Genomic DNA, 18475 nt, shown 5'->3' on the forward strand with positions numbered 1-18475 from the left:
TGATCAAGAGAGCCCATGCCACCCCCTGACCGTTATCCCATTGCCAAGCACATGGAACGCGTTTGCCTCGGCCTGAAACTGTCCGCAGACCGGGTGCTGGCTCGTGCCGGACAGCCGGTTGATCTTTTTCTTAGCGAAGGGCGCGGGGCGACTGCTGCGCAGTTCTTCAGCCTCTGGCACGCGGCAGAAGCTGAATTTGGCAGCGCCGAGATGGCCTTCGAATTGGCGATGATGACCTCCAAGGGCCATTTCATTCCGGCACTTTTTGCGTTCTCCAGCAGCCCCACCGTCGAGATCGGCTTTCAGCGCCTGTCGCTGTTCAAACCTCTGGCAGGACCGTTCAGGCTGGATATTCGGACCGGTATGGACGGCTTGAGCCTGCGCTTCGCCTCGCTGTCACCGACCGATCCGCTACCCGATAGCCTCGCTGCCTTCGAGATCATTTTTCTTGTCAACATGATGCGCAACCTGACGGGAGAGCATGTGACTCCCAAACTGGTAGAGCTGCCCGCCTACACCGGCGACCAGACGCGCCTAGAGGCTTTCCTGGGCTGCCCTCTTCGCTTTGGAAATGACAACGGCCTTCACCTCGCCGAGGACACGGCTGGCCTTCCGCTTATCAGCCACGATGATGAGCTTTGGGAGATGTTCGAACCGCGTCTGCGCCGCGATCTTGACGCGCTTGGACAGCGCCAGGCCTGCGCTGACCGGGTCCGGGCGGCCCTGATCGAGATGCTGCCTGCGGGACGCGCCACTGCAGAGGCCGTTGGCATCTATCTCGGGCTCAGCACCCGCAGCCTGCACCGGCGGCTTAGCGAGGAAGGGACCAGTTTCCAGACGATCCTGAACGCCACGCGGACCGAACTTTCCCTCCATTACCTGCGCCGAGACGACGTCAGTATCGAAGAGATTTCCTATCTGCTGGCCTTCCGTGACCCAAATTCCTTTTACCGTGCCTTTCGCGGCTGGACCGGAATGACCCCACGCGAGGCGCGGATGCAAGATGCGCTTTAGCGGCGCTCTGCGAGGAATGCGTCCACCTCGTCGCCCGTCGGGATCGCCTCTGCAGCGCCAGGCCGGGTGACTTGTATGGCGGCTGCGGCTGCGGCCCGGATCAAGGCCGCCTCGACCTCTTGGCGCGCATCCAGCGCCGCCAGCGCAAAGCCCAGAAACGTGTCGCCAGCGCCGGTGGTGTCAACAGGGGTGACCGCAAAGGCCTCGACCCGCGTCACGTCTTCGCCGGCAAGATAGGCCGCGCCGCGACTGCCATAGGTGACCAACCGGGCGATCCCGTCCATCGCTCCTGTCGGCAAATCGGCGACAAGCTGCGCCTCCTCAAGCTCATTCACGGACAGAAGGTCGGTGAACGGCAGGATTTCTCGCACGGCGGCGCTGTCGAAGGGCGCAGCACAGTAGCAGACCCGCACCCCCTTGCCGCGCGCCAGCTGAGCGGCCTCGACCCCGGCGCTGGTTTCATTCTGTAGCAAAAGCCAATCACCGGGCCGCGCTTCTGACAAGGCCTCAGAGACCTGTTTGGCCGTCACCTGCCGATTGGCACCGGGAAAGAGGATGATCGCATTCTCAGCCGCGTCATCCACCGCGATGATCGCATGTCCCGTCGGCGTGCCTACCCGTGCCACGCGCGACACATCCACCCCATCGGCGGCAAGCCGGTCTACGGTCCACTCGCCCTCGGGCCCGATGGCCCCAATATGATTCACAACCCCACCTGCGCGAGCGATGGCGATGGACTGGTTCGCGCCCTTGCCGCCAAGCCCGGTCAGCAGCGAATGGGCCGCGATGGTTTCGCCGGGGGCGGGAAGATGGGCCATGCGATAGGAATGGTCGATATTGATCGAGCCGAGATTGAAGATCGCCATGGTGCCTGTCCGATTGTCAGCTTTGGATGCCGACAGTAGCGCCGCGAATGTGCCCCTGTCAGCCCTGTTTCGCCACCTCGACCTGTGGCACCGGCAAGATCACTCCGCCAGTTTCATCTGCCCGATCGCGCGTGTCAGGGCGGTCACGAACAACCCTTCCTCCGCGGCTTGTTCCGCATCTTCACGGCGCAACAGCCCCACTGGGCCACGCGTCAGGCCGGTGTCGAACGGCAGCCGCATCAGCCGCCCCTCGGCCAGTTCGTTCCAGACCACCCCACGCGAGATAATCCAGACTGCATCGCTTTCGCGCGTGTAAACACGGCCAAACGCGCCCGACACGGTCTCCAGCGCTTTCGGGGGCACACCAATGCCGTGGCCGATCAGAAACCGTTCCACCAGCGGCCGGATCGCGGCGGCGGCGGGCGGGTAGATCACCGGCCAGTTCACGATATCCTCCAGTCGCGGCGCCTCCAGCAGGGGATGGCCGGGGCGCACGACGAAGTCCACTTCTTCCTGATACAGCTGTGTGAAGCTGAGGTTTTGCATGATCGACGGATCGCCAAGCCGCCCGATGACCATGCTGACCGCTCCGTTCCTGAGCTGGTCCACCAGATAGGCGATTGGCCCGTCGAGGATGCGCAGCGATGACGTGGGCGACAGGCGCTCAAACTCTGCCACCGCGCGCGGCAGCAACGCCGCCGCGACAGAGGGCAGCGCGCCTACGCTGATCTCTGCGCGTTTGCCCGCCCTGTCCAATTGCGCGATCCCATCCAGCCCGTGATCCAATGCAGACAGGCTCATATCCGCGAAATGGGCAAAGACCTGCCCGGCATCGGTCAGGCTAACCCCGGCACGGTTGCGGATCAGCAGCACCTTTCCAAGGATCTGCTCCAGTTCTTTCAGGGTTTTGGACATCGCCGGTTGGGTCAGGTTCAGCTGATCGGCCGCGCGTTTCAGGCTGCCCCGCCGCACGGCCTCGCTAAAACACTGAATGTGGCGCAGTTTGATCCGGCTGCGGATCACTTTGTTATCCATTTGGGAAAGCATATTGGCCGATATGTCAATTTTCACATACAAACAGTTATGCTAAATCCATCACAACAGGTCTAGTCTGAATCCAAGGGAGGATATCATGCGCAGCCAGGTAGTAATTATTGGCGGCGGGCCGTCCGGCCTGTTGCTGGGGCAGCTTCTGCATCGCAAGGGCATCGACGCCGTCGTTCTGGAACGCAAGACCCGCGACTATGTGCTGGGGCGCATCCGGGCGGGCGTCTTGGAAACCGGCCTCGTCAACCTGATGCACGAGGCAGGCGTTGCCAAGCGCATGGATGCCGAATGCATCATCCATGACGGTACGGTCATTGCCTATGACGAGGAAGAATTCCGTGTGGATTTCGTCGAGGCGACAGGCAAAAGCGTCGTGGTCTATGGCCAGACCGAGCTGACCCGTGATCTTTATGACGCACGCGAGGAATGCGGGGCCGAAACGCTCTTCAACGTCGAAAACGTGGTCATCAACGGGGCCGATAGCGACGCGCCTTACGTCACTTTCACCCATGAGGGCACCGAAAAGCGGATCGACTGCGATTTCATCGCTGGCTGCGACGGGTTCCACGGCGTCAGCCGCCAGACCATTCCGCTGACCGTGCGTACCGAATACGAGAAGGTCTATCCCTTCGGCTGGCTCGGGCTGCTGTCCGACACGCCGCCGGTGCATGAGGAACTGATCTATTCCAACTCCGAGCGCGGTTTTGCCCTGTGTTCGCAACGCAGCTGGACGCGCAGCCGCTATTACATTCAATGCTCCCTGTCAGATCATGCAGAGGACTGGTCCGACCAGATGTTCTGGGACGAACTTCGCCGCCGCCTGCCAGCCGAAACCGCTGAGACACTCGTCACCGGACCCTCGATCGAGAAAAGCATCGCCCCCCTGCGCAGCTTTGTGACAGAGCCGATGCGGTGGGGCCGGCTGTTCCTGTGCGGCGACGCCGCCCATATCGTGCCGCCCACGGGGGCCAAGGGGCTGAACACGGCGGCCTCCGACATCCATTACCTTTATCACGGGCTGATGCAGTTCTACGAGGAGAAGGACAGCGAGGGGATCGACCGCTATTCCGAAAAGGCGCTGGCGCGGATCTGGAAGGCGGAACGTTTCAGCTGGAACACCACGATGATGCTGCACCGCTTCCCCGACATGAACGGGTTCGACCTGAAGATGCAGCGTGCCGATCTGGAATTCCTGCGCGACAATGCGGATGCGCAACGTGTCTTTGCTACCAACTATGTCGGGCTGCCCTTCTGATGCAGGTGATGACGGCAAATGGGGTGCGGTTGAACTGGCGCGAGGACGGGGATCCGACCGGTCTTCCGGTGGTCTTCGCCAACTCGCTCGGCACCGACCTGCGGCTGTGGGACCAGATTCTGCCGCTTCTGCCCTCTGGCCTGCGGATCATCCGCTTTGACAAGCGCGGGCATGGGCTGTCGGACTGTCCGCCTGCCCCCTATGCGATGGACGATCTGATCAGCGACACCGAGGCGTTGCTGGATGGATTGGGCATCTCCGAATGTGTCTTCGTGGGGCTCTCCATAGGCGGCATGATCGGTCAGGGGCTTGCCGCGCGCAGGCCCGATCTGATCCGCGCATTGGTGCTGTCCAACACCGCCGCCAAGATGGGTGACGCTGCTATGTGGCAGACCCGCATCGACGCAATCCGCGCAGGCGGGATCGAAGCGCTGGCGGATGCGGTGATGGAGCGCTGGTTTTCCCCCGCCTTCCTGTCCCGACCGGAGCTAACCGCCTGGCGCAACATGCTGACCCGCACGCCGGTGGAGGGGTATATCGGCTGCTGCCAGGCCATCGCGGGGGCCGACCTGTCCAACACAACGCGCGGTCTGACCCTTCCTACTCTGGCCATAGCCGGAAGCGCAGACGGGGCCAGCCCACCCGATCTGGTGCAGGGCACCGCCGCGATGATTGAAGGCAGCCAATTCGAGGTGATCGACGGCGCGGGCCACCTGCCCTGCGTCGAAGAGCCCGCCGCCTATGCCGACCTGTTGATGGCTTTCGTGAAGGAGTACGCCGATGTCTGAACGCTTTGAAAACGGCATGAAGGTGCGCCGCAAGATCCTTGGGGATGCGCATGTGGACCGGGCCGAAGCCGCAAAGACCGCGTTTGATGAGCCCTTTCAGACCCTGATCACCGAAGGGGCGTGGGGCACTGTGTGGGCATCGGACGGGATCAGCGACCGCGAACGCTCCATGCTGACGCTGGCCCTGCTGGCCGCACTTGGCAATTTCGAGGAAATCCCCATGCATATCCGCGCCACCGCGCGGACCGGGGCAAGCAAATCCGACGTTCTGGAAGCGTTCCAGCATGTCGCGATCTACGCCGGTGTGCCGCGTGCCAATCACGCGCTGAAACTGGCTCGGCAGACCTATGCCGAAATGGAACAGGAATAATCCGGGAAACGCGCAACATTTCCCAGCCTTGAAGGAGGAGCGCCGCAATGACAAAGCCAGGCGAATACTATCAGCGGGACCGGATGTGGCATCCCCCCGCCTATGACAAGGACTACAAGACCAGCGTTTCGCGCAGCCCGCAATATTCGTTGATTTCGTTGCAGAATTCCGTGAGCGAGATCACCGGCCCAAGGTTCGGGCATGGCGATATCGACCCGCTGGATAACGATCTGATCAAGAATTATGCGCAGCCCGGCGAAAGTGCGATCGGAGAGCGGATCGTGGTCCATGGCCGGGTGCTCGACGAAAACGGGCGGCCGGTGCCAAACACGCTGGTCGAGGTCTGGCAGGCCAATGCAGGCGGGCGCTATCGCCACAAGAAAGATACCTATCTGGCACCGATCGACCCAAATTTCGGTGGCTGCGGGCGGACCGTTACGGACGAAAATGGCTATTACTTCTTCCGCACGGTCAAACCCGGTGCCTACCCATGGCGCAACTGGGTCAATGACTGGCGGCCCGCACATATCCACGTCTCGGTCTTCGGCCATGCCTGGACGCAGCGGCTGATCACCCAGATGTATTTCGAGGGCGACCCGCTGATTGCCACCTGCCCGATCGTCAACACGCTGCGCGATGCGGCAGCAAGGGGCCAATTGGTGGCCGCGCTCGACCGCAATGCGTCGATCCCTCTGGATAGCATCGCCTACAAGTTCGACATCGTTTTGCGCGGACGGCGCTCGACAATGTTTGAAAACCGGCTGGAGGGGAACTGATGACTCAAGCACTTGATTATCTGAAAGAAACCGCCTCTCAGACTGCGGGCCCTTACGTCCATATCGGGCTGGCCCCAGGTGCTGCCGGCTTTGATATCTACCGGCAGGAACTGGGCTGGGACATCGCCGGCCCCAATGCCAAGGGCGAACGCATCCGCGTCGAGGGCATCGTGATCGATGGCACCGGCAGCCCGGTGAAAGACGTGCTGCTGGAGGCGTGGCAGGCCAATGCCGATGGCATCTATGCGCATCCCGAGGGCGGCGGCGATGTCGAAGAGGGATTTCGCGGTTGGGGCCGCGTGATCACCGATTTCGCCACCGGCGAGTGGGGGTTCGACACGATCAAGCCGGGATCAACCCCCGGCCGCAACGTCGGCCCACAGGCCCCGCATATCAACCTGTGGATCGTCGCGCGCGGAATCAATGTCGGGCTGAACACACGGCTCTATTTCGATGATGAGGCCGAGGCCAATGCCACCGATCCGGTGCTGAATATCATCGAATGGGAACGCCGCCGCGAGACCCTGATCGCCAAGCGGACCGAACGTGACGGGCAGATTGTCTATCGCTTCGACATCCGGTTGCAGGGGGAGGGCGAAACCGTCTTCTTCGACATTTGACGACGTGCTGGCCCGGCGGCAAAATCGCCGGGTCTCTGACCTTGGGAAACACGACATGACCAACCCCTGCATCATCTGCGTGGCGATCACCGGCTCGCTCCCCACGAAGGCCAACAACCCCGCTGTGCCAATCACAGTGACCGAACAGATCGAAAGCACGCAAGAGGCGTTCGAAGCGGGCGCGAGCATCGCCCATTGTCATGTCAGGAACGACGATGAGAGCCCGTCAAGCGATCCCGAGAAATTCGGGCGATTGATGGAGGGGCTGAAAAAGCATTGCCCCGGCATGATCGTACAATTGTCGACCGGGGGCCGGTCCGGTGCCGGACAGGCGCGGGGCGGGATGCTGCCTTTGTCGCCCGACATGGCGTCGCTGTCGGTGGGGTCCAATAACTTCCCCACTCGGGTCTATGAAAACCCGCCCGATCTGGTGGAATGGCTGGCATCGGAGATGCGCAAGTATAACGTGAAGCCGGAAGTTGAAGCCTTTGATCTATCACATATTTTTCAGGCCAAACTGATGCAGGACCGGGGCGAACTTTTGGGCACGCCCTATGTGCAGTTCGTCATGGGTGTGAAGAACGCCATGCCCGTGGATCGTGAGGTATTCGACTTCTACATCCGCACCGTGAAGCGGCTGTTTGGAGAGGATGCGCCGTGGTGTGCGGCGGGGATCGGACCGAACCAGATCGTCGTCAACGAGTGGGCGGTCTCCTCGGGCGGCCACGCGCGTACGGGGCTGGAGGACAATGTACGCATCGACCGCGAAACGCTGGCCCCCTCCAATGCTGCGCTGGTCAGCCGTGTCGTTGATATCTGCGAGCGTTACGAACGCCCGGTCGCCAGCTGGCAGCAAGCGCGCGATATTCTTGGCTTGTCACCAGGACCGGTCTGACAGGTGGCAGCGCACGCCTCCGAGTGCGGTGAGTACACAAGCGACGGAACAGCTTTGGCACGCTCTGGTCTCAGGGCGTGCCCCATTCAGTCCTGCTGGCATTCCCGCGAAGATCGGTTAGCGTGGTCCCATGAAGGTATTTCGCAACGCCCGCCCGGATGACGCTGATCGCTGCTTTGACATCGAGACATCCGCTTATGACGGCGACGAAGCAGCCTCCCATCAAAAGATTTCGACACGGATCGGGATGTATCCCCAAGGGTTCCTGATCCTTGAAGTGGATGGGCAGATCGCTGGATTCATCAATTGCGGATGCGCGGACAAGGTCGAAATGTCCGACGAAGCGTTCAAGGAGCTTGTCGGCCACAACCCGGATGCACCGAATGTGGTCATCATGTCAGTCGTCGTCGACCCTTTGTTTCAGGGGCAAGGCCTTTCAAGGGCCCTGATGGTCGAGTTCGTCGAGAGAATGAAGCAGATGGGAAAGCGCACCATCCACCTCATGTGTAAGGAACATCACGTGCCGCTTTATGAGCGGTTCGGATACCAATACTTGCGGCCTTCTGCCTCGGACCACGGCGGTATGACATGGCACGAGATGTCGATGACGCTGTAGACACCCGACCGGCACAAGGGTCCGCTGTCCCCGCTCTGCTTCACAGGTTTGCTTGCTCACATTTGATGAACAGTGCGGAGCGCAGTCATAGCCCCAATCTGACCGCAAAAGCCGGGCCAAAAGCGCGCGCAGTTACAATGCCATGCGCGGCCAGAGCCTGTAGACGTGCGGGCTGCGGGTGTTTATCGGCGCTTGCGGCTATGCGCGCGTAGAGAGCGGCAAGCAAGGTCTGAACAGTGAGGGCCATGAAATCATGCGCCAAAGGCGTTGCGTCCCCGGCCGACAGAAGATGCGCGCGTGCGCGCTGCCACAGAGGCAACAAGCCTGAGGTATCCTCACCGGAAAGGAACGCCTCAAACGCATCACCCGGCGCGCCGGACAGCAACCGGGTGGCAAGCATCCGTTCATGGATGCCATTCGCGCCTTCGTAAATCGCGGCAATGCGCGCGTCGCGATAGGTCTGTTCCAGCCGATATTCCGACAGGTAGCCATAGCCGCCCAGAACTTGCACCCCCAATTCCGCCGCGCGCGTTCCGGCCTCGGTGCAGGCGACTTTGGCCACGGGGGTCAAAAACTCTACCAGATCCGGTGCGTCGCCCCGGTCCATCGCCACGCAGGCGAGGTGGCAAATGGCCCGGCCACCCATTGCGGCCGCGTCGATCTCGGTCAGCATCCGCTGCACATCGGCGTGATCGGTCAGCATCGCCGGGCTGCCGTCGGCCTTGCGGCCTTGTTGGCGCTCCGCGGCGTAATGGCTGGCGACGTCATAGGCGCGGGCGGCGTGGGCGACGCCTTGCAGCGCTACATCGGCTCGGGCGTGGTTCATCATGGTGAACATCGCCTTCAGCCCCTGCCCTTCTTCCCCAATCAGCTCTGCCTCGGCCCCGTCAAAGGCCAATTGGCAAGTAGGCGAGGCATGAAGGCCCATCTTCTCCTCTATCCGTGTCACGGTGACGGCGTTGCGGCTGCCGTCAGGGCGGGTGCAGGGGCACAGGAACAGCGACAGGCCCTTGACCCCCTCATCAGAGGTCCGGGCCAGCACAAGATGGAGGATCTTCGGGCTCAGATCCTGATCGCCACCGGAGATAAAGATCTTCTCGCCGCTGATCTGCCAATTCCCCTCAGCCTGTACCGCGCGACATCTGATGCGGCTTAGGTCTGATCCTGCGCCCGGTTCTGTCAGGCACATCGTGGCCAGCGTCTCGCCCGAGGCAAGGCCAGGAATGTGGCGTGCCTGTTGGTCATCCGTGCCAAAACGGGTCAGCACCCGGGTCGCGCCGGGAACAAGACCGGTGACCATCTGCAAGCTGTGATTGGCGCCTGAAAATATCTCGGATGTGATGGCCAGCATCAGTGCGCCCATGCCTTGCCCGCCGTGATCTTCCGGGGCCGTCAGGCCCGGCCACCCCTGATCTGCATAGGCACTGTAGGCTTCTGCGAACCCGTCGGGCATCCGCACCCGCCCGTTTTCCAGCCGACATCCCTGACGATCTCCGGGTTCGTCGAGCGGCGCGAGCTCGCCTTCAGCAAAGGCCGCGAAATGCGCGCCGATCTCGCGGGCCATCTCTGCGTCCCATTCGGGGGCGGCGTCTGCGTCAGCCACATGGGTCAGGGTAAACAGAATGTCATCCAAAGGGGCTACGAAAGGTTTCATGGGATCATTCCACTGCGAAGAGATGCATTTCGACGCCCGAGGCCCCGCGTGAGCCAGAGCCGACAAGGATCAGGTGATTGACCCAGGCATAGCGCGGATCGCCGCTTTCCAGCCGGGCCGTGGTGCGAAAGTAGTAAGAGCTGGTGTCAACCGCCTCGCCCCGCGCCAGCCGGGCCATGACATCGGGCGGGCCGTGCCGCACGCCCTTGTTGACGATCTCGATCAGAGCACCTTCTGCCGTTTCCATCGCATAGCGTGTGTCGATATCGGCGGCGCCATCGGCAAAGATCGTCTGCCAGTCGGCCCCGAGGTTCAGGATCTGCCCTTCGATCCGGCCCGTCACTTTACCGCCCAATATGGGGATGATGCGCCGCTGCCCGGCACGGCCCGGCCCCATTTCCCGCAAGGGGCCAAGCTCGACATGCAGCGTGCAGAAAGGCGTCAGGCGCGGCGCCTCCATCACGCCAACCCCAAAAGCCGTGCCGCGTTGCCCTTGATGATGTCTTCGCGCAGGTGATCCTTGATGGCGATCTTCTCGAAGTCGGACAGCCAGCGTTCGGGAGTGATCATCGGCCAGTCCGACCCGAACAGAACCTTCTTCTTCAGGATCGAATTGCAGTAACGCACGAGGATTTCGGGGAAATATTTCGGCGACCAGCCCGACAGGTCGATATAGACATTGGGCTTGTGTTGCGCGACGGCCAGCGCCTCTTCCTGCCAGGGGAAAGACGGGTGTGCGAGGATGATCTTGAGGTCGGGGAAATCGACTGCCACGTCATCCATATACATCGGGTTGGAATATTTCAGCCGCATCCCGTTGCCGCCCTTCATGCCGCTGCCGACGCCGGTCTGGCCGGTGTGAAACAGCGCGATGCCCCCTTCGTCCTCGATGGCACGGTAGAGGTCGTAGGCCATGCGGTCATTGGCATAGAAGCCTTGCATCGTGGGATGGAACTTGAACCCCTTGATGCCGAAATCGCGCATCAGGCGCTTGGCTTCGCGCACACCCATCTTGCCCTTCCATGGGTCAATGGATGCGAAGGGGATCAGCACGTCTGAATTTTCCGCCGCCAGTTCGGCCACTTCCTCGTTCTTGTAGCGCCGGTAGCCGGTTTCGCGTTCCGCATCGACGGGGAAGATCACCGCGGCGATGTTCTGTTCGCGGTAGTGCTGCGCGGTCTGGGGGACCGTGGGCGGGTGCTGCCACGGCGCGCCGAAATAGCTGGCCATGGTGGCTTGCAGATCATCATAGCCGTCATCGGCATGACAGCCGCAAGGTTCCTCGGCATGGGTGTGGATGTCGATCGCGCGGATTTTTGTCAGGTCTACCATAGGTTTGGCCCTTCAGATCGTTGTGACGCAAGCGTCGTTATCCGCATAGAGCCGGGCCAGAAGCCCCGCCCTAAGGGTCAGCACCTTGCGGAAGTTGAGATTGCCCTTGGCGGTCATTTCACCGTCGGGCATGGAGGGCGGATCGGCCAGCACGATGGCGCGCGCCACGCGGGTGGAGCTGCCGCTGATCTCGCGGGCACGTTCTGCAAGACGGCGGTGGATATCCCCCAACAGCAGCGGATCAGACAACGCGCCGTCGGTGGAGTCGGTTGCAAAGCCCTCGGCTTTCAGTTCCGCCATATTGGGGAAGATCATCACCCCGATCTCATCGCGGTCGGCCCCGGTGATCACCAGATCCGACGCCAGCGGCGAAAGACAGGCCAGCATGTCGATCCGCAACTGGGCGGCGCGGACCCAGGTGCCGGTCAGCAGTTTGAAATCCTCGGAAATCCGGCCATCGAACTTCATGCCCTTGTTGGCATCGTCAGGATCCACGAACACCATCGCGTCACCAGTGATGAAATAGCCCTCATCATCGAACGCCTCGGCCGTTTTGGCGGCATCCTCGAAATATCCGGGCATGATGTTGGGGCCTTTGACCCGCACCTCGCAGCGCATGTCGGCATCGGGCAACAGCTTGACGGTGCACCCCGGCAACGGCACACCGACCACGCCAGACCTGTCGATCGGCTCATGTTGCAGCATCACCGCAGGCGCGGTTTCGGTCAGGCCCCAGCTGGTGGTGATCAGCGGCACCTCGCCCTTGATCTCCATCGCGATCGCCTCGAACCCCTGCCAGATATCCTGCGGCAGCGACGCGCCCGCGTAGAAGATCAGGTCGAGATCGGCAAAGAACCGGCGGCGCAGGTCATCATCGGCCTTCAGCGCCTTCAGCAGCATTCCGTAGCCCACAGGCACATTGAAGCTGAGCGTTCCGGTCATCAGCGCAAGGTTTTCCAACGTGCGGTCAAACAGGCCCTGAACCGGCTTGCCATCGTCAACATAAAGCGAACCGCCATTGGCCAGCATCATGTTGAAATTATGCGACCCGCCAAAGACGTGGTTCCACGGCAGCCAGTCCACAATGCGCGGCGGGCGTTCGCGCAGCAACGGCATTGCGTCGGCCAGTTGGGTCTGGTTCACGCACATCATGCCTTGCGTCGTCAAAACCCCCTTGGGCGAAGAGGTGGAGCCCGAAGTCATCAGGATTTTAACCACCGTGTCCGGGGTAACAGCCTCGAACGCGTCATCGAGGCTGACGCTGCCATCGCCCTGAAGCAAAGCCTCGAACGGCGTAACACCGGGGCGACCATGGGCGTGGCTGGCGACGATCTCGATCCCGTCGAAACAGTCCAGCGCCAGCGCCTCGGCGTATTGCGCGGCATCAATTGTGTAGGCCATCGCCGGGCGCACCAGTTCCACCGCATGGCGCAACCGGCCATGGGCCCCGTGGATCAGGGAATATTGCTCGGCCACCGGGACCGTAGGAATGCCGGCATATTGCCCGGCAAGCGCCAACAGTCCGTGATCCACCCCGTTGCCCGACAGGATCATGATCGGGGTGTCGGCATCCAGGCCCCGCGCCAGCAGGCTTGCCGCCAGCACGCGCACCTGTTCCAGCGTCTCGCGATAGGTCACAGTCCGCCAGCCCGCGCCGCTGCGTTCAGCCAGGAACACCCGGTCAGGTGCCTCAATGGCCCATCTGTGCAGCCAGTCGCCCGTTCGTTTCATCACCGGACCAAGGTGGATGTCCGAATGCAGCAGGATGGACCCATCGGCACGGGTGTCAGCGGTGACGGAATGGGGCAGGAAATTGGGTGTACGCTTCATGGCGGTCATTCCTTCAGGCCCTTGGCCTCGATCTGGCGCAGAACATCCAGAGCCTGCGCGTATTCTGTCATCCCCACTCCTTGAAGAAGCCGGGCTTCATGGGATTTCACCGCCTCGATCGCGCGGGCACATAGCTGCCGCCCGGCCAGGGTCGGCACCAGCGCATAGGCGCGCCGGTCGGTTGGGACTTTTTCCCGCAAAATCAGGTCGCGGCCCTCCAGCTCGTCTATGATGACGACCAGATTGGGCCGCTCGATATCCATTGCGGCGGCCAGTTGCGATTGGCGTAGACCGGGATTGTCGACAATCAGGACAAGCGCCGAATAGGTGACCATCCGCAGGTCAAACGGCTTCAAAGTGGCGGCCAGATCGGCCTGCACCACGTTGAAGGCGCGTTTCATGTGGTAGCCGACGAACCCACGCAAGGTCTCGTCTGACACGCGGGTCACAACGGGCGGCACTGGGTTGGGTTTGCTCATGCGGGTCATCCGAATTTCGGGTCGCGTTTTTGCAGGAAGGCCTGCAACCCCTCGATCGCGTGGGGGCTGGTCTGGGTCAGGGCCGCGCAGAGGCTTTCGGTGAACAGGCCATCAGCCTTGGACATATCCTCGATGCGGGAAATCGCCTGGATCATGATGTAGTTCGACAAGGGTGCATTCGACGCGATCTGAGCCGCCAGTTTGCGTGCCAGCGGCAGCGCCTCACCTTCACCGACGCTGTAATGGGTCAGACCAAGCGACAGCCCTTCGGCAGCGCCATATTTGCGGCCGGTCAGCATCATCTCGACCATCCGGTCAGCTCCCAGAATGCGCCCCACCCGGACCGACGCGCCGCCGCCCACATAGATGCCGCGCTTGCCCTCGGGCAGTTGGAAGATCGTCGAAGGCTCGGCGATGCGCACATGGGTGGACGTGGCCAGTTCCAACCCGCCACCGATGACCGCGCCGAACATGGCGGATACAACCGGCAGCCCGCCATACTGGATCTTGTCCATGATCGCGTGCCAGCCGCGAGAATGGCGCATGGTGCCCTCTGCGTCGCGCTGCTGATGTTCGGCCAGATCGAGGCCAGAGCAATAATGCCCTGCCGTGCCTGTCAGGATGACGACCTTTACCTCCTCGGGCGGGTTGGAAAAGAACGCGTCAATCTCGTGCAGAAGCGCGTCGCACATGGCGTTGCGCTTGCCGGGGCGGTTCACGGTGAGGGTGGCAATGCCGTCCTCGATCTCGATTTTCAGGATATCTGACATGTGGAGCCTTCAGCGCGGAGGCAGCCGGACCGCGCCATCGAGGCGGATCGTGGTGCCGTTAAGGTAAGAGTTTTCGATGATCTGGGCGGCCATGAGCGCGTATTCTTCCGGCTGGCCAAGCCGCGCCGGAAAGGGGATGTTCGCGGTGATCTGGGCAGTGACCTCTTCAGGCAGACCCTCCATCATCGGGGTGTGAAAAAGCCCTGGCGCAATGGCCATAACGCGAATGCCGGACCGGGCGAATTCCCGCGCGGCCGGCAGGCACATGGCGGCAATGGCGCCTTTCGAGGCCGCATAGGCCGCCTGCCCCAACTGCCCGTCCTGATACGCGACGGATGCGGTGTTGATGATCACGCCGCGTTCGCCGGTCTCGGTCGGATCAAGCTCGGACATCAGCCGGGCCGCGTGGCTCATCACATTATAGGTGCCGAAAAGGTTCACACGCAGGGTGCGTTCGAAGACGTCGAAGGACATTTTGCCCTCGCGCCCCACGATCCGGGCCGCCATGCCGACGCCTGCACAGTTCACCGCGATGCGCGCCGCCTGACCAAAGCGGTCTGCCACCTGGTCCACGGCTGCCCCCACGGCGGATTCATCGCTGACATCGACCTGCCATGCGGCACCGCCAATCTCGGCCGCCACGGTCTCTGCCCGCGCGCCATCATAGTCGAGGATCGCAACAGTCGCGCCCTGCCCTGCCAGATGCCGCGCGGTTGCAGCCCCAAGGCCCGACCCGCCACCGGTGACGATGGCCACCTGATCTTGAATACGCATGGGCGACTCCCTTCCTTTTCTTTTCATAATAGTTATGTCACATAACTATATTGAACGCAAGAACCCCCGGCCGTGACCGGGGGCTCGTTTCCGCTAAAGCGGTAGCAGGAACAGCGTGATCGCCGGGAACAGCACCAGGATCACAACGCGCACGAGGTCTGAGGTGACGAAGTACATCACCGCCTTGTAGGTCTCGACCATCGGCGTTTCCCGGTCCATCGCGTTGATGATGAACAGGTTCATGCCAACGGGCGGCGTAATCAGGCCAACCTCGACGACGATCAGCACCAGGATACCGAACCAGATCGCGGTTCTGGTCGAAACCACATCTTCGAGCTGGTACTCGGTAACGGGGCGCATACCCAGGTCGCGGAACTGGTCGCGGGTCAGTTCGGTGCCCGCTGCCAGCAGATCCTGCGCTTGCCTTATCAGCTCTGGCGCCGCATCCAACCCTTGGGCAATCGCCGCCTCCAGACGCACGGACTGAAGGCTGATCATGTCAACAAGTCCGAAATCCAGAACCGAGATAACCGGGAAGAAGATCGGGATCGTCAGCAGGATCATCGACAGCGAGTCCATCAGGCACCCGAAGACGAGGTAGAAGATCAGGATCAGCGTGAGGATCATCCAAGGCGAGAAGCCTTGCGCCAGGACGAACTCTGACAAGGTTTGCGGCACCTGGCTAAGGGCAAGGAACCCGTTATAGAGATGCGCCCCAAGCACGATGAAAAAGATCATCGCGGTGCCAATGGCGGTGGCGATGATGCTTTCCTTGAACACTTTCCAAGTCAGCGTTCCGTTGAAGAAGGCAATCAACCCGGTGCCGAATGCGCCGACGGATGCGCCCTCGGTCGGCGTGAACCAGCCCAGATAGATGCCCCCGACGACAAGTCCGAAGACAAGGATCACCGGCCAGACATCGACCATGGCGCGCAACCGCTCGGCCATGGGAACCGGAGGCCGGGTGCCCGCCGCACCGGGATTGATGCGCACATAGATCGAGATTGTGATGATATAGCCGATCGCCGCCAGAATGCCCGGCACAAGCGCCGCAAGGAACAGCGAGGCAATGTTCTGTTCCGTCAGGATCGCGTAGATCACCAGGATCACCGATGGCGGAATGAGAATGCCGAGCGTACCGCCCGCGGCCAGCGTGGCGGTCGAAAAGCCGCCGGAATAGCCATAACGCTTGAGCTCTGGCAATGCGACGCGGCCCATTGTGGCGGCGGTGGCCAGCGACGAACCACAGATCGCGCCAAAGCCCGCGCAGGCCCCGACCGAGGCCATGGCGACCCCGCCCTTGCGGTGCCCAAGCCAGCTTTCCGCCGCCTTGAACAGAGCCGTGGACATGCCCGACAGGGTCGCAAACTGGCCCATCAGCAGGAACATCGGCACGATGGACAGCGAATAGCTGGAGAAGGTGGTGAAGGTTTCTGTCTTCAGGCGCGCCATGAACATCGAGGTGTCGCCAGTGGCCATCCACAGGCCACCCACACCGGCAAGGAACATCGCCAGACCAATGGGCATACGCAGAAAGATCAGCAGAAGGAGGACCGGGAAGGACCAGGCCCCAAGCTCGAACATCGTCAATGGACTGCCCCCCCGGAGCCAGGAAGAATGGCGCGGCCGCTGATCCCTTCGATCACGCGGGCGGCGGCGCAGTAGACGCCGACCAGCGAGGTGGCGATGGCCGCGACAAGGCTGGCGGCATAGGCCCACCAGACCGGATATTGCAGCAGGAACGAAGTCTGCCCGTTATGATATTTGTCCATCATGCCTTCGAAAAGCTGAACGGTTATCAGGATCAGGACGCCTGCCAGAACGATCTCCCACAGGGCCTGAAGGAATTTGTTGACGCCCGATGGCATCAGGGATGTGAAGACATCCACTGCCGCGTGGCCACCATACAGCTGGCAAATCGGCAGAAAGCAAAAGATGACAAAGGCGATGCCGGACTCGACGACCTCGAAATCGCCCTCGATCGGGGCAACGCCAGTGCCGATGAGCCAGTTGGCAAAGCCCCCGGCGATGCCGTTCAGCCAATCGGAATTGCCAAACGTGTTCAGGCCGCGCCCAAGCACGCTGACAAACACGAGAATCACGAGGAGTGTCAGGATCAAGCCGCCAAGCACGGCCATACCGCGGGCCAGCCGGTCCACCAGATTGGGCATCATATTCCCCATCAGTTGCAGATAAAATACGGCCCCCCCATACACTTAGGCACAGGAGGGCCGGCTTGATCAGGCGCTGTATTCAGCGATCAGGGCGCGGGCCTCGGCCAGCAGGCCGGTGCCGTCCATACCGGCTTCGTCCATCTCGGCAACCCAGTTGTCGATGGTGGGCTGAGCGGCTTCGCGCCACATGTTCACCTCGTCCTCGGACAGCTCGATGATGTTGTTGCCACGGTCTTCAGCGGCAATACGGGAAGGCTCGTCGAATTCCTGCATGGTGCGACCGGCCCATTCGGACGTGTCAGCGCCCGAGTTGGCGTCGATCACCGCTTGCAGATCGGCGGGCAGCGCATCGTAGGATGCCTGGTTCATGCCGAAGATGAAGCTGGTGGTGTAGAGCGAGGCATTCGGGAAGATGGTGTGGTTTTCCACCAGTTCCTGAACGCGCAGGATGCCCACGACCTCCCACGGGATAACGGTCGCATCGACCACGCCGCGCGACAGCGCTTCGGGGATCGCCGGAACCGGCATACCAACGGTGGTCGCGCCGAGGTTCGAGAACATGGCGTTGGTCACTCGGGTCGGTGCGCGCAGCTTGACGCCGTTCAGGTCGGCAGGCGTGCGGATCGGCGTGGAGGAGTGGATCAGGCCGGGGCCATGGACCCAGACAGCGATCGGTTTGAACGCGGCGAAATCGGCGTCCATCATATGACGCTCGGCCATGGTCCAGTAGGCGCGGCTGGTCGGGCCGGCGCTGGTCATCATGAAGGGCAGTTCGAACACTTCGGTGCGCGGGAAACGGCCGGGGGTATAGCCCGCCACGGTCCAGACAACATCAGCAATGCCGTCGATGGCCTGGTCGATCAGATCGGGGGGCGTGCCGCCAAGCTGCATGGAGGGGTAGCGTTCCACGGTGATACGGCCACCGGACTGTTCCTCAATGGCATCTGCCCACGGGTCCAGAACCTGTGCGGGGATGTTTGCCTGCGCGGGCAGGAACTGGTGCAGGCGCAGGGTAAATTCATTGGCGCGCGCTGCCTTGGGCAGAACGGTCGCGCCGATAACTGCCATACCGGCGGCGCCGGTGGTCTTCATCAGGTTACGACGGGTGATGGTCATTGTCGGTTTCCTCCCTTTTGACCGAAGCGTAGCCGCAATCCCTGGCGGATACACATGATTCTCTCTCGTTTAGTCTTTCCCTTTCCGATATAGATATAC

At 61.9% G+C, this 18475-nt stretch carries 20 protein-coding genes; 8 read left to right on the forward strand and 12 right to left on the reverse strand.

The features are described 5' to 3' along the window. Positions 1–15: 15 nt before the first annotated feature. Positions 16–1014, forward strand: coding sequence for an AraC family transcriptional regulator ligand-binding domain-containing protein (locus ACROHD_RS07870; protein ID WP_432677010.1), 999 nt, complete (start codon positions 16–18; stop codon positions 1012–1014). Here ACROHD_RS07870 and ACROHD_RS07875 read toward each other — a convergent pair. Together ACROHD_RS07875 and pcaQ are read right to left on the reverse strand one after the other, a co-directional pair. Next, positions 1011–1880 (reverse strand): ribokinase, encoded by an 870-nt coding sequence (locus ACROHD_RS07875; RefSeq protein WP_432677012.1) that lies wholly within the window; start codon positions 1878–1880, stop codon positions 1011–1013. The genes ACROHD_RS07870 and ACROHD_RS07875 overlap by 4 nt on opposite strands. A gap of 99 nt (positions 1881–1979) precedes the next feature. Then, on the reverse strand, positions 1980–2915 hold the full coding sequence (gene pcaQ / locus ACROHD_RS07880) for a pca operon transcription factor PcaQ (protein ID WP_432677013.1): 936 nt from the start codon (positions 2913–2915) through the stop codon (positions 1980–1982). Positions 2916–3012: 97 nt separating this feature from the next. Here pcaQ and pobA point away from each other — a divergent pair, with 97 nt between their 5' ends. The 7 genes from pobA to ACROHD_RS07915 all read left to right on the forward strand — a co-directional run bounded on the left by pobA (position 3013) and on the right by ACROHD_RS07915 (position 8247). Further along, positions 3013–4182: a 4-hydroxybenzoate 3-monooxygenase gene (gene pobA, locus ACROHD_RS07885; RefSeq protein ID WP_432677015.1), complete on the forward strand. Its 1170-nt coding sequence runs from the start codon at positions 3013–3015 to the stop codon at positions 4180–4182. Then, complete coding sequence (pcaD, locus tag ACROHD_RS07890; protein ID WP_432677017.1) at positions 4182–4970, forward strand: 3-oxoadipate enol-lactonase; 789 nt, start codon at positions 4182–4184, stop codon at positions 4968–4970. Before pobA ends, pcaD begins: the two co-directional genes overlap by 1 nt. Next, complete coding sequence (gene pcaC / locus ACROHD_RS07895; protein ID WP_432677018.1) at positions 4963–5340, forward strand: 4-carboxymuconolactone decarboxylase; 378 nt, start codon at positions 4963–4965, stop codon at positions 5338–5340. Before pcaD ends, pcaC begins: the two co-directional genes overlap by 8 nt. 47 nt (positions 5341–5387) lie before the next feature. Beyond that, positions 5388–6116: a protocatechuate 3,4-dioxygenase subunit beta gene (pcaH, locus tag ACROHD_RS07900; RefSeq protein ID WP_432677019.1), complete on the forward strand. Its 729-nt coding sequence runs from the start codon at positions 5388–5390 to the stop codon at positions 6114–6116. Further along, on the forward strand, positions 6116–6736 hold the full coding sequence (gene pcaG / locus ACROHD_RS07905) for a protocatechuate 3,4-dioxygenase subunit alpha (RefSeq protein WP_432677021.1): 621 nt from the start codon (positions 6116–6118) through the stop codon (positions 6734–6736). The genes pcaH and pcaG overlap by 1 nt, the downstream gene beginning before the upstream one ends. Positions 6737–6791: 55 nt before the next feature. Next, positions 6792–7631: a 3-oxoadipate:acetyl-CoA acetyltransferase gene (locus ACROHD_RS07910; RefSeq protein ID WP_432677023.1), complete on the forward strand. Its 840-nt coding sequence runs from the start codon at positions 6792–6794 to the stop codon at positions 7629–7631. Between the two features lie 130 nt (positions 7632–7761). Next, positions 7762–8247 (forward strand): GNAT family N-acetyltransferase, encoded by a 486-nt coding sequence (locus ACROHD_RS07915; RefSeq protein ID WP_432677025.1) that lies wholly within the window; start codon positions 7762–7764, stop codon positions 8245–8247. Positions 8248–8332: 85 nt separating this feature from the next. Here ACROHD_RS07915 and ACROHD_RS07920 read toward each other — a convergent pair whose 3' ends face one another. The 10 genes from ACROHD_RS07920 to ACROHD_RS07965 form a co-directional block, all read right to left on the reverse strand. Beyond that, complete coding sequence (locus ACROHD_RS07920; RefSeq protein WP_432677026.1) at positions 8333–9901, reverse strand: acyl-CoA dehydrogenase family protein; 1569 nt, start codon at positions 9899–9901, stop codon at positions 8333–8335. 4 nt (positions 9902–9905) lie between these two features. Next, positions 9906–10361, reverse strand: a complete 456-nt coding sequence (locus ACROHD_RS07925; RefSeq protein WP_432677028.1) for a DUF3237 domain-containing protein — start codon at positions 10359–10361, stop codon at positions 9906–9908. Beyond that, positions 10361–11233: an amidohydrolase family protein gene (locus tag ACROHD_RS07930; RefSeq protein WP_432677029.1), complete on the reverse strand. Its 873-nt coding sequence runs from the start codon at positions 11231–11233 to the stop codon at positions 10361–10363. The genes ACROHD_RS07925 and ACROHD_RS07930 overlap by 1 nt, the downstream gene beginning before the upstream one ends. 12 nt (positions 11234–11245) lie before the next feature. Continuing rightward, on the reverse strand, positions 11246–13063 hold the full coding sequence (locus ACROHD_RS07935) for a feruloyl-CoA synthase (protein WP_432677030.1): 1818 nt from the start codon (positions 13061–13063) through the stop codon (positions 11246–11248). 5 nt (positions 13064–13068) lie between these two features. Beyond that, positions 13069–13542, reverse strand: coding sequence for a MarR family winged helix-turn-helix transcriptional regulator (locus ACROHD_RS07940; protein ID WP_432677031.1), 474 nt, complete (start codon positions 13540–13542; stop codon positions 13069–13071). Positions 13543–13547: 5 nt separating this feature from the next. Next, on the reverse strand, positions 13548–14312 hold the full coding sequence (locus tag ACROHD_RS07945) for a crotonase/enoyl-CoA hydratase family protein (protein ID WP_432677033.1): 765 nt from the start codon (positions 14310–14312) through the stop codon (positions 13548–13550). A 9-nt stretch (positions 14313–14321) separates the two neighbouring features. Beyond that, entirely contained in the window at positions 14322–15086 is a 765-nt protein-coding gene (locus tag ACROHD_RS07950; RefSeq protein ID WP_432677035.1) for an SDR family NAD(P)-dependent oxidoreductase, read from the reverse strand. 93 nt (positions 15087–15179) lie between these two features. Continuing rightward, positions 15180–16670, reverse strand: a complete 1491-nt coding sequence (locus ACROHD_RS07955; protein WP_432677066.1) for a TRAP transporter large permease — start codon at positions 16668–16670, stop codon at positions 15180–15182. 2 nt (positions 16671–16672) lie between these two features. After that, the gene (locus ACROHD_RS07960; protein WP_432677037.1) at positions 16673–17257 is read right to left on the reverse strand and encodes a TRAP transporter small permease; all 585 of its coding nucleotides are present in this window, start codon (positions 17255–17257) and stop codon (positions 16673–16675) included. 69 nt (positions 17258–17326) lie between these two features. Then, entirely contained in the window at positions 17327–18376 is a 1050-nt protein-coding gene (locus ACROHD_RS07965) for a TRAP transporter substrate-binding protein (RefSeq protein WP_432677038.1), read from the reverse strand. Between the last annotated feature and the right edge of the window lie 99 nt (positions 18377–18475).

This window comes from Nioella aestuarii, assembly GCF_050896395.1.
In the GTDB taxonomy this organism is placed as follows: Bacteria; Pseudomonadota; Alphaproteobacteria; order Rhodobacterales; family Rhodobacteraceae; genus Nioella; species Nioella aestuarii.

Bases quoted from the DNA above. Each gene is read 5' to 3' on its own strand.
- ACROHD_RS07870 (WP_432677010.1), top strand. From the start codon at position 16: ATGCCACCCCCTGACCGTTATCCCATTGCCAAGCACATGGAACGCGTT.
- ACROHD_RS07875 (WP_432677012.1), bottom strand. From the start codon at position 1,880: ATGGCGATCTTCAATCTCGGCTCGATCAATATCGACCATTCCTATCGC.
- pcaQ (WP_432677013.1), bottom strand. From the start codon at position 2,915: ATGGATAACAAAGTGATCCGCAGCCGGATCAAACTGCGCCACATTCAG.
- pobA (WP_432677015.1), top strand. From the start codon at position 3,013: ATGCGCAGCCAGGTAGTAATTATTGGCGGCGGGCCGTCCGGCCTGTTG.
- pcaD (WP_432677017.1), top strand. From the start codon at position 4,182: ATGCAGGTGATGACGGCAAATGGGGTGCGGTTGAACTGGCGCGAGGAC.
- pcaC (WP_432677018.1), top strand. From the start codon at position 4,963: ATGTCTGAACGCTTTGAAAACGGCATGAAGGTGCGCCGCAAGATCCTT.
- pcaH (WP_432677019.1), top strand. From the start codon at position 5,388: ATGACAAAGCCAGGCGAATACTATCAGCGGGACCGGATGTGGCATCCC.
- pcaG (WP_432677021.1), top strand. From the start codon at position 6,116: ATGACTCAAGCACTTGATTATCTGAAAGAAACCGCCTCTCAGACTGCG.
- ACROHD_RS07910 (WP_432677023.1), top strand. From the start codon at position 6,792: ATGACCAACCCCTGCATCATCTGCGTGGCGATCACCGGCTCGCTCCCC.
- ACROHD_RS07915 (WP_432677025.1), top strand. From the start codon at position 7,762: ATGAAGGTATTTCGCAACGCCCGCCCGGATGACGCTGATCGCTGCTTT.
- ACROHD_RS07920 (WP_432677026.1), bottom strand. From the start codon at position 9,901: ATGAAACCTTTCGTAGCCCCTTTGGATGACATTCTGTTTACCCTGACC.
- ACROHD_RS07925 (WP_432677028.1), bottom strand. From the start codon at position 10,361: ATGGAGGCGCCGCGCCTGACGCCTTTCTGCACGCTGCATGTCGAGCTT.
- ACROHD_RS07930 (WP_432677029.1), bottom strand. From the start codon at position 11,233: ATGGTAGACCTGACAAAAATCCGCGCGATCGACATCCACACCCATGCC.
- ACROHD_RS07935 (WP_432677030.1), bottom strand. From the start codon at position 13,063: ATGAAGCGTACACCCAATTTCCTGCCCCATTCCGTCACCGCTGACACC.
- ACROHD_RS07940 (WP_432677031.1), bottom strand. From the start codon at position 13,542: ATGAGCAAACCCAACCCAGTGCCGCCCGTTGTGACCCGCGTGTCAGAC.
- ACROHD_RS07945 (WP_432677033.1), bottom strand. From the start codon at position 14,312: ATGTCAGATATCCTGAAAATCGAGATCGAGGACGGCATTGCCACCCTC.
- ACROHD_RS07950 (WP_432677035.1), bottom strand. From the start codon at position 15,086: ATGCGTATTCAAGATCAGGTGGCCATCGTCACCGGTGGCGGGTCGGGC.
- ACROHD_RS07955 (WP_432677066.1), bottom strand. From the start codon at position 16,670: ATGTTCGAGCTTGGGGCCTGGTCCTTCCCGGTCCTCCTTCTGCTGATC.
- ACROHD_RS07960 (WP_432677037.1), bottom strand. From the start codon at position 17,257: ATGCCCAATCTGGTGGACCGGCTGGCCCGCGGTATGGCCGTGCTTGGC.
- ACROHD_RS07965 (WP_432677038.1), bottom strand. From the start codon at position 18,376: ATGACCATCACCCGTCGTAACCTGATGAAGACCACCGGCGCCGCCGGT.